General features: G+C 44.5%; 14 protein-coding genes. 7 read left to right on the top strand and 7 right to left on the bottom strand.

The window, feature by feature from the left end; translation table 11 throughout:
* Positions 1–54: 54 nt before the first annotated feature.
* A complete protein-coding gene (locus tag JAO78_RS00720; RefSeq protein WP_226749436.1) occupies positions 55–1,938 on the top strand; it encodes a putative bifunctional diguanylate cyclase/phosphodiesterase in 1,884 nt (627 codons plus the stop codon).
* Here JAO78_RS00720 and gpsA read toward each other — a convergent pair.
* The 4 genes from gpsA to JAO78_RS00700 are packed head-to-tail and all read right to left on the bottom strand — an operon-like array spanning position 1,928 to position 4,143.
* Positions 1,928–2,941, bottom strand: coding sequence for an NAD(P)H-dependent glycerol-3-phosphate dehydrogenase (gene gpsA / locus JAO78_RS00715; RefSeq protein ID WP_226749435.1), 1,014 nt, complete (start codon positions 2,939–2,941; stop codon positions 1,928–1,930). The genes JAO78_RS00720 and gpsA overlap by 11 nt on opposite strands.
* Positions 2,941–3,429 carry a protein-export chaperone SecB gene (gene secB / locus JAO78_RS00710; protein WP_226749434.1) on the bottom strand — a complete coding sequence of 163 codons (489 nt, stop codon included), beginning with the start codon at positions 3,427–3,429 and terminating at the stop codon, positions 2,941–2,943. The genes gpsA and secB overlap by 1 nt, the downstream gene beginning before the upstream one ends.
* 19 nt (positions 3,430–3,448) lie before the next feature.
* Complete coding sequence (grxC, locus tag JAO78_RS00705; RefSeq protein WP_226749433.1) at positions 3,449–3,706, bottom strand: glutaredoxin 3; 258 nt, start codon at positions 3,704–3,706, stop codon at positions 3,449–3,451.
* Positions 3,707–3,708: 2 nt separating this feature from the next.
* On the bottom strand, positions 3,709–4,143 hold the full coding sequence (locus JAO78_RS00700) for a rhodanese-like domain-containing protein (protein ID WP_226749432.1): 435 nt from the start codon (positions 4,141–4,143) through the stop codon (positions 3,709–3,711).
* A gap of 191 nt (positions 4,144–4,334) precedes the next feature.
* On the opposite strand from JAO78_RS00700, the gene gpmM reads away from it, so the two are divergent.
* The 3 genes from gpmM (at position 4,335) to JAO78_RS00685 (ending at position 7,909) form a co-directional block, all read left to right on the top strand.
* Positions 4,335–5,879, top strand: coding sequence for a 2,3-bisphosphoglycerate-independent phosphoglycerate mutase (gene gpmM / locus JAO78_RS00695; RefSeq protein ID WP_226749431.1), 1,545 nt, complete (start codon positions 4,335–4,337; stop codon positions 5,877–5,879).
* Entirely contained in the window at positions 5,880–7,037 is a 1,158-nt protein-coding gene (locus tag JAO78_RS00690; protein WP_226749430.1) for a murein hydrolase activator EnvC family protein, read from the top strand. It begins immediately after the preceding gene.
* Between the two features lie 98 nt (positions 7,038–7,135).
* Entirely contained in the window at positions 7,136–7,909 is a 774-nt protein-coding gene (locus JAO78_RS00685; protein ID WP_226749429.1) for a divergent polysaccharide deacetylase family protein, read from the top strand.
* 111 nt (positions 7,910–8,020) lie between these two features.
* On the opposite strand, the gene JAO78_RS00680 is transcribed toward JAO78_RS00685, so the two are convergent.
* Together JAO78_RS00680 and JAO78_RS00675 are read right to left on the bottom strand one after the other, a co-directional pair.
* Positions 8,021–8,392 carry a VOC family protein gene (locus JAO78_RS00680; RefSeq protein WP_226749428.1) on the bottom strand — a complete coding sequence of 124 codons (372 nt, stop codon included), beginning with the start codon at positions 8,390–8,392 and terminating at the stop codon, positions 8,021–8,023.
* A 69-nt stretch (positions 8,393–8,461) separates the two neighbouring features.
* The gene (locus tag JAO78_RS00675; RefSeq protein WP_226749427.1) at positions 8,462–9,793 is read right to left on the bottom strand and encodes a sodium-dependent transporter; all 1,332 of its coding nucleotides are present in this window, start codon (positions 9,791–9,793) and stop codon (positions 8,462–8,464) included.
* Between the two features lie 519 nt (positions 9,794–10,312).
* On the opposite strand from JAO78_RS00675, the gene JAO78_RS00670 reads away from it, so the two are divergent.
* The 3 genes from JAO78_RS00670 (at position 10,313) to JAO78_RS00660 (ending at position 12,442) form a co-directional block, all read left to right on the top strand.
* Complete coding sequence (locus tag JAO78_RS00670; protein ID WP_226749426.1) at positions 10,313–10,612, top strand: hypothetical protein; 300 nt, start codon at positions 10,313–10,315, stop codon at positions 10,610–10,612.
* A 216-nt stretch (positions 10,613–10,828) separates the two neighbouring features.
* A complete protein-coding gene (locus JAO78_RS00665) occupies positions 10,829–11,287 on the top strand; it encodes a DIP1984 family protein (RefSeq protein ID WP_226749425.1) in 459 nt (152 codons plus the stop codon).
* A 768-nt stretch (positions 11,288–12,055) separates the two neighbouring features.
* Positions 12,056–12,442: a hypothetical protein gene (locus JAO78_RS00660; RefSeq protein WP_226749424.1), complete on the top strand. Its 387-nt coding sequence runs from the start codon at positions 12,056–12,058 to the stop codon at positions 12,440–12,442.
* A 772-nt stretch (positions 12,443–13,214) separates the two neighbouring features.
* Here JAO78_RS00660 and rpoH read toward each other — a convergent pair.
* Positions 13,215–14,066 (bottom strand): RNA polymerase sigma factor RpoH, encoded by an 852-nt coding sequence (rpoH, locus tag JAO78_RS00655; protein ID WP_226749423.1) that lies wholly within the window; start codon positions 14,064–14,066, stop codon positions 13,215–13,217.
* Positions 14,067–14,178: the final 112 nt, after the last annotated feature.

The raw sequence follows: 14,178 nt of genomic DNA, 5'->3' as shown, positions 1-14,178 counted from the left end.
GCAAAAAGCTCTATAGTTAAAGTTGGTCAGAAATTAACCTAGGAAAGTTTCGCAATGACCCACCTTAAAAGCACGTTTTGCGTAGCGTTATTTAGTATCAGTTTGCCTGCTACAGCGGCAAACCAGCCTATTATGGAAGGCGCTTTTTTGCTCTCTACCTTGACAATCTGTCTACTGGTAGTGGCCTTGATCTTAACCATGCGCAGCTTGGCGATAAAAAGTCATAAGCTCAAGCAATTTCGCACCAGTTTTAGTGATCTGCTCAGTGAAACTTCAGGCGTTATTGCTGTATTGGATAAAAACTTGGTGCTGCGCAATGGTAGCGGCACGCTAAAGCGTTTATTAAAAGCCGATGACAGCGCAACTATTTCTGCTCCGCTCAATTTATATGCCGATCCTGATGGCAAAACATTATTGGACAACGACATTAAACTGGCTTTACGCACAAATGGAAAGTGGCAAGGCGAAGCTTGGCTATTAAATGAGCGGCAACGCGAAGCCTTTGAGTTAAGTATTCACAGTGTGCAGCCAGATAACGTGCGTAATACAACTTACCTTATGTATGGCCAAAACATCAGCGAACTGCGCAAAGAAAATCAATTACAGTTGCAGCAACAAACCCGTGATAGTTTGACCTTATTACCCAATAACAAAGTGTTTGATGAATTACTGAAAATGGTATTACAAAGCTGTGATGCTCATTATCCTTCAGCCGCGGTTATTTTTATTCACTTAACACCCAGCTATGACAACAAACACAACGAAGCCAAATTACAGCAACAACTGCCAGAAATTGCGGCCAAGCTACAACAGGTGCTACCACGAAAACTGCTGTTAGCTCGCTATAAAACCGATGGCTTTGTGGTCTTAGTACCGCCCCATCTGTGTAACCACAACAGCAGCATTTATTTAAACCAGCTAGCACACAAAATTTTAGCCGGCATTAATCAGCCCGGCAGCGATGACAGCAAGGCTATTGAGGTCTTTGCCCACCTAGGTATCAGTATCAGCCCGAACGACGGTATCGATGCCGAAAGCCTCTTGAACAGTGCTGAAAAAGCGGCGTATAAAGCTTCACAACAAGGCCAAAACAATCTGTGCTTTGCCGATAGCGGCAGCCAAGAACAAGCCCCAGATTATTTAGCCATGGAAACCGAATTATATCGCAGTGCTGCCCAAGGCGAATTCGAGTTGTATTACCAACCTAAGTTCAGCATTAGCAGTAATCGGATTATCGGTTACGAAGCCCTGCTACGCTGGCCTAGCCCACGTCGCGGCATGTTACCGCCACCAACCTTTATGCCCTTAGTAGAAGAAACCGGCCTCATTATTAGTTTGGATCGCCTGGTGTTCCGTAAAGCCTGTCAGCAAGTGAAATACTGGCAACAAACCGGGTTAATGCGTGGCCGTTTAGCACTAAACATTTCTAACCAACAATTCGAGCAAGCTGACTTCTTGCGCTTTATGCAAAACACCTTGCAAGATGCCGAGGTTAGCGCCAGTTTATTTGAATTAGAATTACCCGAGACGATTTTTACTCAACCCACGGTGTGGTTACGTGAACGGATGCATAGCTTGGATAAGATGGGCTTTCGTTTAATTTTAGATAACTTTGGTGAAGGGGTGTCCTCTTTAACCCAGTTACGGCAACATCCACTGCATGGTGTGAAATTATCGCCCACGCTAACCAAGTATATTGAACAGCAAGAACAGCAACGTAATATCTGCGCAACGTTAATCCGCTTAGCCAATTACCTGACTCTGGATGTTACCGCGACGAATATCGAAACAGAGATGCAGGCATATTTGCTGCATGTGATGGGCTGTGATAATCAGCAAGGTCACCGCTTTAGTAAAGCCGTGCCCGCTGATGAAATTGGTCAATTATTACTAAAAGAAAATAACCTGCTGAACAACACGAACCTGGCTAGTGGCTAGTTTCGTCTTTGCGCTCGCGGCCTAACAAGTGTTGGGCTGCTAAGCGCGCATCCTTACCTTCATACAACACCTTGTACACTTGCTCTGTTATGGGCATTTCCACGCCCATACGTGCAGCTAAGTTAAACACCTCTTTGGTATTGCGGTAACCTTCAACCACTTGGCCAATGCTCTCAATGGCTTCAGCGACAGACTTACCCTCGCCTAACAATAAGCCGAAACGCCGATTACGCGATTGATTGTCGGTGCAGGTTAAGACTAAATCGCCTAACCCGGCCATACCCATAAAGGTATCTTTTTGCGCCCCCATAGCACAGCCTAAACGACACATCTCGGCTAAACCACGGGTAATCAGTGCAGTCCGCGCATTGGCACCAAAGCCAATGCCATCGGCCATACCTGCGCCAATGGCAATAACATTTTTTACCGCACCGCCCAACTGCACACCAATAAAGTCGGGGTTGGTATAAACGCGAAACGTTTTCGCGCAGTGCAATAAATCAGATAATTCTTGAATAAAAACAGCATCGCTGGAAGATAATGAAATAGCGGTAGGTAAACCTGCGGCCATCTCTTTTGCAAAGGTAGGGCCGGATAACACCGCTAAAGCAATTTGCTCACCCAAGATATCGCGGGCGACATCTTGTAATAAACGCCCAGTATCAGGCTCCAAGCCTTTTGTGGCCCAAGCCACTCGGGATTTTGCAGTGAGTAATGGCTTAATTTGCTGAAGCGTAGCGGCGAAAGCATGACTAGGTACTACCATCAAAATATCATTGCTCGTTTGCACGGCAGCCGTTAAATCCGCGGTCACTTGCAAAGTTTTCGGTAAGGCAATGCCAGGCAGATATTTTTGGTTTTCACCTTGTTGCTGCATTAAAGCCATTTCGGCGGCGTTACGACCCCACAAGGTAATAGGGTTGCCGTTACGCGCCAAACAAATAGCAAGCGCGGTGCCATAAGACCCCGCGCCAATAACGGTAATAGCAGAAGGCTGCAACATTACGCGTTCAGTTGTGGTGATTCAGCCTGACGTTGCTGCAAATATTGCGCAAATAAGGCATCAAAATTCACTGGCGCTAAGTTTAACTGTGGGAAAGTACCACGGTTAACTAAGTTTGAAACAGCTTCACGGGCATAAGGGAACAAAATGTTCGGGCAGAATGACGCTAACATGTGAGCCATTTGCGCTTCTTCCATTTCACCAATAGAGAAGATACCCGCCTGTTGCACTTCGCATAAGAAAGCTGTTTCATCACCGACAGTGGTGGTTACTGTTAAAGATAAAATAACTTGATAAACGTTATCTTCAATTTTGTCGCTGCGGGTATCCAGATCTAACTTAACTTCTGGTTTCCATTCTTTACGGAAAATAGCAGGTGCGTTTGGTGCTTCAAATGAAACATCCTTAACAAAAATACGCTGAATGGCAAATTGTAGACCCTGTGCAGTTTGATCTGCTGCAACGCCGTTTGCTTGTTGTTCGGCCATGATAAATCCTATGTTAATGTTATGCTTGTAGTAATGAGTCGAGTTTGCCAGCTGATTCCAGCGCAAACATATCGTCGCAACCGCCAATATGCTGATTGGCAATAAAAATTTGTGGTACGGTACTGCGTCCACCGGCGCGTTCGATCATTTCAGCTCGACGCTCGGTTTCAACATCAATTCTGACTTCTTGATACGCAACTTTCTTCTCGCGTAATAACATGATAGCCCGAACACAATAAGGACAATACGCCTTAGTGTAAATAGTCACTTCTGCCATTATTACCTCTTCGATTTCACTACGGGTAAGCTAGCGCCTGTCCAAGCACTCATACCACCTTGTAGCGTAGAGACTTTGGTAAAGCCTTGCTTAGCCAGAGCTGATGCCGCTCGATTTGCGGTCATGCCGGTTTGACATACTACAATAATGGGCGCATCTTTTTGCTTTTCAAGGCCTGCCAGCTGTTGCTTATCAATTTGTGCCTGCGTTAGGTGCTTGGCATCGGTAATATGCCCTTTAGCAAATTCAGCTTCTGTGCGGATATCGACTACTACGGCATTTTCACGGTTTACCGCTAAAGTCAGTTGGGTTGGCGACACCGGCTTAATGGCAGAAAGCAACGAACTGATCCAGCTGCCCACAATTAACACCACCAATAATGCCCAAACGCCGCTCAGCAGCGGATGATTGCTGATAAATTCGATAACTTGATCCATAACGTCAATATTCTTCTCGTTGAAAACAAAACAGCGCTGAGTATACCGATTTTACATAAAATCCACAGCTAAAAATCGGTTTAAAAGCACTCAGCAAGCGTTAGAAAACGAATGATCACTGGAGAATTAACAAAAAATCGGTAAGATAATGGCTCATCCTCATTACCTGCTATTTTGTTCATGGAGTTTGTATGCACCCAGCTAAAAAACCTTTAGTCTTATTAATTCTCGACGGTTGGGGTTATCGCGAACAAACCGACAACAACGCCATTGCTCAGGCTAATACCCCGGTGATGGACAAACTATGGCAAGACTACCCTCACAGTTTAATTTCAGGCTCGGGTTTAGATGTTGGTTTGCCCGATGGGCAAATGGGCAATTCTGAAGTGGGCCACGTTAACTTAGGTTCAGGCCGTATTGTTTATCAAGACTTTACTCGCATTACCAAAGCCATTGCCGATGGTGATTTCTTTGAAAACCCCACTTTAGTAACAGCGGTGCAAAAAGCCGTGGCCGCAGAGAAAGCGGTGCATATTATGGGGCTGCTATCACCCGGTGGTGTGCACAGCCACGAAGAACACCTACTGGCCATGGTAAAGTTGGCTGAACAGCAAGGCGCCAGCCGCATCTATGTGCATGCGTTTTTAGATGGCCGCGATACCCCTCCTCGCAGTGCTGAGGCTTCAATCAAAGTGTTTGAAGAACACTTTGCCACTTCGGGTAAAGGACAAATTGCTTCAATTATTGGTCGTTACTATGCCATGGACCGCGACAAGCGCTGGGACCGTGTGCAACAAGCCTATGACCTACTAACCCAAGGCAAAGGTATTTATCAATATGATAGTGCCTCTGCAGCACTTGACGCCGCTTATCAGCGCGATGAGAACGATGAATTTGTTAAAGCCTCTGCCATCCGCACCGGCGATCAACAAACCATCAGTATGCAAGACGGTGATGCCCTCATTTTTATGAATTTCCGCGCCGATCGGGCCAGACAATTTAGCCACGCCTTTGTGGATGCCAACTTCGATGGTTTTGTGCGCCAGCATCAGCCTAAACTCAGCAGCTTTGTCATGCTGACCGAATATGCTGCCGATATTCCCGCGCCGGTCGCTTATCCACCAGAAAGCCTTAATAATGTGTTAGGCGAATGGTTAGCCAAGCATCAAAAAACGCAGTTGCGTATTTCTGAAACGGAAAAATATGCGCACGTTACCTTCTTCTTTAGCGGAGGACGTGAAGACCTTTTTGACGGCGAAGAGCGGATTTTAATTCCATCGCCGCAGGTCGCGACTTACGATCTGCAGCCAGAAATGAACTCAACCGAATTAACCGACAAACTGGTCGCGGCCATTCACAGCGGTAAGTTTGATGCGATCATTTGTAATTATCCGAATGGCGATATGGTTGGCCATACCGGTATTATGAGTGCCGCAATTAAAGCCGTTGAAGCCGTTGATCGCTGTATTGGCAGAGTGGTAGCCGCCTTGCAAGAAGTCGGTGGCGAATGCTTAATTACCGCAGATCATGGTAACGCTGAAATGATGCAAGATCCGCAATCTGGTCAAGCTCATACCGCCCATACCAGCGGTCCAGTGCCGTTAATTTATGTAGGGCGTCAAGCTAAAGTTATCGAAGGCGGTGTACTCAGTGATATTGCACCGACCATGCTGCATCTGATGGGTATGCCAAAACCAGATGAGATGACCGGCAAAGTGTTGATGCAAGTTAACTAAATGCCACCATCGCACAGCAAGACACCCTTTATTATTTGGCAGCTTGGGCTGCTGGTGTTTTGCTGTGTGTTTTTCAGCACGGCGCAGGCGCAACAAAAACCGCAAGCCGAGCGTGAATTACAGCAACTGCAAAATCAAATTAAGCGTACCGAACAGCAAGTAAAACAGCAGCAACGCCAATTGCAACAAGCGGAGCAAAAACTGCAACAAGCAGACAAAGCCCTGGCGGAGGCTTCAGGCAAAGTTCGGCAAACCAGCCAACGTAAACAACAGCTTGAACAAGAAAGCGCTAAGCTAGAAAAACAACAAGCTAAATTGCAGCAACAATTAAATGAACAACAAACGCTACTGGCCGCCCAATTAAAAAGTGCTTACAGTATGGGGCAGCATGATTATTCTCGTTTGCTGTTGAATCAACAAGATACCGGCAAATTAGAGCGCGTACTGACTTACTATCAGTACTTTAACCAAGCACGCATTCGGCAATTAGCCAAGATCAATCAAACGGCGCAAGATTTGGCCCATATTATGGCCAAACTCGATGAGCAGCAGCAATTATTAGCCCGCGAATTAAGCGCCTTAGAAAAGCAGCAGCAACAATTACAAAGTGCACGTAGCAGCCAACAAGATTCAGTTCAACAATTACAAGCCTTACTGAAACAACAAGGCAATCAGCTTAGCTACCTACGCCAAAATGAAAGCAGCCTGCAAAATACGATCAACGAATTACGCCGCCTTGCTGATCTGAACAAAGATATGAGCGGCCTCAGCAGTGGTAAAGGTCGTTTTCCATGGCCTTTAAAAGGTCAGTTGTTGCAACGTTTTGGGCAAAATCGGCAAGGTGGTATGCCCTCTCGTGGCATCCTGATCCGCGGCATAAATGGCAGTAACGTGCAAGCTATCGCCGATGGCCGTGTGATTTATGCTGATTGGTTAAAAGGCTATGGCTGGGTTATCGTATTAGATCATGGTGCAGGATTTATGTCGTTATACGGCCATAATCAAAATCTGTTAAAACAACCAGGAGCACAGGTAACGAGTGGTGAAGCGATTGCATTGGTCGGCGCCAGTGGTGGCCAAGCCGACGCGGGGTTATATTTCGAGATCCGCGAAAAAGGCGAAGCGGTTAATCCCTTAAGCTGGCTTTCTCGTCAATAAATAACTGTTTAAAATCATCTTTAACGCTTACTATTCGCCATAATCTATTAAAGTGTTAAAGCTGTCGGAGTCCCGGCATTAAAAAGGAAAGTGTTGTCGTGCGTTTGAGTTTGTTGCTGTCTGCTGTTTTACTTTGTGTGAGCTCGGTTACCGCAGCAGCACCCCGCATTGCCATTATCATCGATGATATTGGCTATCAACGTAACGATCTGAAAATGGTCGAATTACCCTATCAGCTAACTTACGCCGTATTACCGCATACCCCTTATGGCAAACAAGCGGCCGAACAAGCCTTTATGTTACAAAAAGACGTGATGCTGCATATGCCGATGGAAGCCACTCATCGTAACAGTTTAGGCCCTGGTGCCTTAACGCAAGAAATGTCGAAACAGCAAGTGCAACTGACGCTGCAACAAGCGCTGGCTGATATTCCTTATGCGATTGGTATTAATAACCATATGGGTAGCCTGTTTACTGCCTTAGAGCAACCCATGGCGTGGACCATGGAATATTTGCAACAACGTCAGCTATTTTTTATTGATAGCCTTACCACACCGCAGAGCACCGCACGCCGTTATGCGAAACAATACAACGTGACCATTTTATCGCGGCATGTCTTTTTGGATAACGAACAAAACCAACAAGCGCTAGAAAAGCAATTTAAGCAATTGCTGCAAATTGCCCGGCGCCATGAAACCGCTATTGCTATCGGCCACCCCTACCCTGAGACTTATCGTTTTTTACAACAACGCTTACCGCAGCTACAAGCAGAAGGTATCGAATTAGTTGGGATCTCCGCACTGTTACCTGAAAGTCATCAAGTGATCGCTGCCGGTTTTACCGAGCCTGCAAGTTATAGCCCTGAAGAATAAACTAAAGCCCATTTCACGCGCCCTGCTATCAAGCCTAAAGGCGTCAATGCGCTGCAGTAACGCCGTTTACCCACTTAACGCCTACGTGCAGCCAGAATGGTCTGTTGCGGTTTAAACGTGTTGATCAAACAAGATAGTATTACCATCAGGATCGGTCACTGCAAAACTGCCTGGGCCACGTTCATTTTTCAACTGCTGTTGCCTAAGCTCGATGCCTTGCGCCGTTAATTGCTCAGCAATTTGACGCACATCCCTAAAACTGGACAACGCTTGCGCATGTTGATCCCATCCCGGATTAAAGGTCATGATGTTGTGTTCAAACATACCTTGAAACAGCCCAATATTGGTGTCGCCATTTTTCATAATAAGAAAACGGTGCGCCAGCTCACCGGCATACACCGTAAAACCTAGCTTTTCATAAAATGCTTGTGATACCGCTAAATCTTTTACCGCTAAACTGATTGAAAAACAGCCGACATTCATAAAAAAGCTCCATTAAAAAAAGCCTAAGCAATGGCTTAGGCCTGGTTAAATAAGCTTAGCAGATCGCCATTATAACGACCGGTAAAACATCACCGCGATCACCAGCGGACAAACGAATTTCACATACCATGGCCAAATGCGCCAGAACCAACTGTATTCCGCATTCGCATCGGCGGTTTTTAAGTCTTGTAAAATGTCATTACGATGCCAGATCCAGCCAGCAAAAATGCACAGCATTAAACCGAGCAGTGGCTGGCTGTAACGCGTAGTTAGGGTAATCACGAAGCCAAACAAACTGTCAAAATTCAGCAAAATAGTCGCGCTAGCAATAAAAATAATCGCTGCGACTAACCATACGGCTTTCTTACGAGCCACTTTTTGGTGTTCAACCACGTAAGATACCGGTACTTCTAACATTGAAATAGACGATGTAAGGGCCGCAATCGACATCAATAAGAAGAACGTTAGGCCAACGAACAACCCGACCAAGCCCATCGTGTTAAACAGTGACGGTAACACGGTAAAAATTAAGGTATCTTCAGCGAGCAACTGACCGCTTGCATTAAAAATTTCGACTCCGTTATTAAGTGCTACATACATAGCAGGAATAATCACTAAGCCTGCTAGTACCGCAACACCGATATCAATTAAGGATACGGCCGCCCCTAAGCGCGGTAAGTTTTCACTATGGCTCACGTAAGAGCCATAAATCAGCATAGTACCCACCCCTAATGACATGGAGAAGAAGGCTTGGCCCATCGCGCTGATCAGCAAGTTAGGATTAAGCACCTCGGCAAAGTCAGGCAACAGATACACTTTTAAACCATCCATTGCGCCGTCTTGCGTCATAACATAAGCAAACAACAACAACATAATGACGAACAAGGTTGGCATTAAGCGAACTGACCAACGTTCGATACCATCTACCACGCCGCCGCTGACAATACCCACGGTTAGCAACATAAAGAACGCACAAAATAGCAGGTTGCGCTCTAACGAAAAGGTGACCAGCCACTTAGCCAAGTCAGTTAAACCAGCAATATTAGCGACGGCTTCCAGCGCATAGGAAATCATCCAGCCACCGACAATGCCATAAAACGCCAAAATCAGTGATACCGTGATCAGACCCATCACCCCGACTGCTCGGCCAGAAATACCCCGCGATACCTGACCTAAGGCATCGACCACATTCGACTTGGTGGCACGGCCAATTAATAACTCTGCCATCAATACTGGGTATGCCAATAAAAACGCTAATAGTAGGTACATTAAAACGAATGCGGCGCCGCCATTACTGGCTACCTGCGATGGGAAACCCCAAATATTTCCCAAACCAACAGCTGAACCTGACGCTGCCAGCACAAAGCCGATCCTCGATGAGAACTCTCCGCGTATAGCCATAAAACAACCTTTTTTATAATTATGTAATTAACCTGAACTTGAGTTGTGGTGGGTCGCGCTTTGCGCCAACCGGGTGTTAAGTTGCCACACCCTGCAATAAAACTGTTTTTATCTGTATTTATTTTTTGCTGCTTGAATATATCGCATAACGCCAACGTGTTCTATGGAATGTTCAAGCACAATGCCAGTATTACGCTGATTTTCGTCGCTACTGCGACGACTAAACCCAAGCAACGCTATCACAAGACAACAGCAATCAAGTTATGGCCTGAAATAAGCTCATTCAGGCACCCTCATTTTTATTAAATGCGATTATTGGCCTGTGTGCCGCTGGTGAGTCAGCAGCATTATGGTGAATTTTAAGTGAATTAAATACTTAGCATGCCTTTCAAGTTGTTTACTTTAAGTAAACTTATAAGTATAAACTTACTTGGCCTTGCAGATACGACTAAGAGATCAACATAAGACCTGATGGGTTAATTAAAATTATATTTTTGATTATTTAAATGGACTTGTTTAATGCTTAAATTGATTTTGTTTATTATTGTTTGCGCCAATATTGGTTGCCTAATTTGTTACAGAAAGTATCAATCGTATTTTGAAAAGGTAGCATATTACAATGCTATCGCTGGTCTTATAGTCCTTCCTGTTAGTATCGTTGGTGTGTTTTTATCTGCAACCAATATTCAAGGAATACACGGCGATACATCAATTTATGGTTTGGTCATCTTTATTTGGGCTATCACAGTGTTAATCTCACTAGTTGCGGTAGTTAATCTAATTCTCAAAAATATAAAAAATAACCTAACAGGCTGTTAAATCAAGACGAATAACAGTTGGCTTTTGCGCATACATCGCTTGTGTTAGCTGGTTCAAAGGCGTTGGTATTGAAAATCACGTTAGGATGTGGAATTGAGTCTGTATTTTTTGGTGCATCCATATAAATTCGTTTCGGCCAAAGAAGCGTGGCTTTCACTAGACAGCCTTCGCTGCAGCAGCAAAATAGCAAAGCGTTAGCCTTTTAAGGAGATAAATTTGAAACTCGCAGAAGCATTAAGTATCAGAGCCGACTTACAAAGAAAGGTAAACCAATTAAAAGAACGGATCTTGAGGAATGCAAAGATCCAGGTTGATGAAAAACCTGCTGAAGATCCAAATGAGCTACTTTTAGAGTTAGATCAGGCTTCGAAAGAGCTAGTTGTATTGGTAAAAAAAATAAATAAAACAAACAATGTTTTGAAGTTTGAGCAAAATAATACAATGGCTGACATCCTAGCCGAGCGAGAGCAGCTGGCTTCTTTGCGAGATCTCTACAGAGAGTTAGCCAAACAGGCTACCGTTTCTCAAGATCGTTATAAAAAGCTAGAGATCAAGTTTATGCCTGCTGTAGACGTCAAGAGTATTCAGAAACAGGCTGACGACTTTGCTAAGCAGTTCCGTGAGCTTGACGTAAGGATACAAGCATTAAACTGGACTGAAGATTTGATCGAGTAAAGAAGTACGATAGGTTTGTATTCGGGCGAATGTTTCCCGTCAACTGGGTTAAGTTGTAATACGGTGAGGTGTAGGGGCATGCCTCGAAGGTTCGACTCCTTCAGTTATTGTTATCCCCTGTATTGTGTACATTAGAACAGAGTACTCATTACTGTTACTCCCAAAAACATTGACGTTTACACGCTGAGGGTGGGTATGGGGTCTTCTTTAACTTAGCAAGGTTGAACTTAAGATAAGGCAATCATGATGAATCGTCATTTAGGATCAAATACTAAACATTAGGTGGTTTTAAATGCATGGCCTGCGGTCGCTTGGCTAGCAACAAGTTACAGTGCTATGTTTTTTTACAAGGAAAAGTGATTTGAACAAAATAGATAATATTTTAAAAATAGGCATAGTTTTGGCTACTTTTGTTTTCATTAATGGTTGCGCCGCTCACCTTAACAAAGACACGTTCACCTCATCGGAATTAGTGAAAAAGCATGCAACAATGGCAATAGCAGCTTGCGGCCAAGGCAATGTTAAGAAAGTTTCTACCGAGGGCTACGAGTGTCATATCTAGCATGGTGCTATCGGCGCCGCTCCGATGTGCTCTAGCTAAACTTAATTTTGCTGATAAGTACTATGATAAACGCCTTATCGATGAGCGTTGCTTTAACGCTACAAGCAAACTGCTCTATATTTGACATGGGTAATTTTATGCACCTTGTATGATGTATTAATCGATTGCTGTGTAAACCTTTTCGTAACGTCAGTAGGGTAACTTTTATGGACACCGCGCATGGTAATTATTCACTGTCGGTCAATGGACAGATTATTTTCTGTGATTACTCACAAGGGTTTAACATCGAAGGGGTGAGAAAACTTACCCATGATATTCTGGTATTGGCATCGAGCATGGATGAGTGGGTACTGTTCCAAAACCCTGAAGAATCTGCAGGTATTGTCCATAATGCTATCGTAGAAATGATGTCAAGTTACGTCAAACTGCAAAATGCAGGCTGTAAGGCAGTGGCAATTGTTGAAAACAGTATTTTTGTGAATGCCGGAATCCGATATCACCCTAAAGAGTTAACCATGCCCATTCGAATTAATAAAGATGGCAAAATGCTGCTGGCATGGTTAGAAACCGAACTAAAAAAGCCATGTGAATGATCTATAAATACTGAAAAACGTTTTTAAATTGGTCATTAAATCCACTCATCATATTTTGCTGTTAACACCACTTTTAACGATAGGGTCTTTGAAAACACCCTTTAATTATTCGCCCATAACGTTGTAAGCCGAGCAAGTTTGCGCGCCTTAGGTGTTAAGACGAGGGGTGTTTGAACGAGGCGAGGTAGCGCCGAGCGAGTTACCTCGTCGCCTTGGGTGGGCAAAATTTAACGGGCGTTGCCGCAACGTGAGCCTGTAATATCTTTGGTGACTTTCTTTTGGCGAAACAAAAGCAAGTTACTCGCCAACGGCGAAAACGTTAAACGCTGCGTAAAGCTTCGGCTGGAGCACGCTTTAAATACATCCTTGTACGCTCCTCTTTTTCATCCCTGAAAAAGACGTCTCCAGCCAAAGTTTACTTCGCTGTTGTCGCCCGCATCAATCCGAAGTGTCTATGCTGTTAATCCCATTACGTTGTAAGCCGAGCAAGTTTGCGCGCTCAAGGTGTTAAGACGAGGGGTGTTTGAGTGAGAAGCGGTAGCGCCGAGCGAGTTACCTCGTCGCATTGGGTGGGCAAAATTTAACGGGCTTTGCCGCAACGTGAGCCTGTAATATCTTTGGTGACTTTCTTTTGGCGAAACAAAAGAAAGTTACTCGCCAACGGCGAAAAGGCTTAATAATGAACCAGATAATTAATTAATAAAAAACCCGCGCATAACTCAGTGATTATCGCGGGTTTATCTTTTTAGTGCTGCTTTACAGCACAAAAAACTTAACTAACTAAAGCTTGATGCAGCTTTTTCATGGCGTTTTTCTCTAGCTGGCGAACTCGCTCAGCAGATACTTGATAACGCTCAGCTAACTCTTGCAGAGTGAGTTTTTGATTGTCTAACCAACGTGCGCGCACGATATCTTGGCTACGGTCATCAAGAGTGCGCATAGCCGCCTGTAAACGATCCACTGCGGCAGTATCCCACTGTTCATCGGCAACTTGCTCGGCCAGATCAGAACTTTTATCTTGCAGATAATACACCGGTGCCGTGTAACTACTATCATCATCTTCATCAGGGGCATCAAACGGCATATCGTAGTTACTCATACGAGATTCCATTTCACGCACTTCGTGCTCGGCTACCCCTAGCGACTCAGCAACGTTTTTTACTTCGTCTTGGTTAAACCAACCCAGATGCTTTTTCGATTTGCGCAGGTTAAAAAATAATTTACGCTGGGCTTTGGTAGTGGCAATTTTCACAATGCGCCAGTTTTTCAGCACATATTCATGAATTTCGGCTTTAATCCAGTGCACAGCAAAAGACACTAAGCGTACGCCTACTGCAGGATCAAAACGCTTAACGGCTTTCATCAGGCCAATATTGCCTTCTTGAATTAAATCACTTACCGGTAAACCATATCCTGAATAGCTACGCGCAATGTGCACTACAAAGCGTAGGTGAGACATAATAAGTTGACGGGCAGCTTCTAAATCGCCGTCTTCATGAAGACGCTCTGCCAGATGGCGCTCTTGCTCAGCCGTTAGCATTGGAATTGAACTAACAGAATGAGTGTAGGCTTCCAGACTACCGCTGGCAGCTACAGAAAGTGGCATATAAGCTGATTGTGTCATGGTTTTGCGCATCCTTAAAACAAACTATGGGAAGATATTAGCACTCTTTACGAGAGAGTGCTAATCCTAGATCAGCTTTTTTAAGATCTGCTTTTTATAACTAATAACTTTT

This window comes from Alishewanella maricola, from assembly GCF_016343785.1.
In the GTDB taxonomy this organism is placed as follows: domain Bacteria; phylum Pseudomonadota; class Gammaproteobacteria; order Enterobacterales; family Alteromonadaceae; genus Alishewanella; species Alishewanella maricola.
This window is presented reverse-complemented; position numbering and strand designations above follow the sequence as displayed.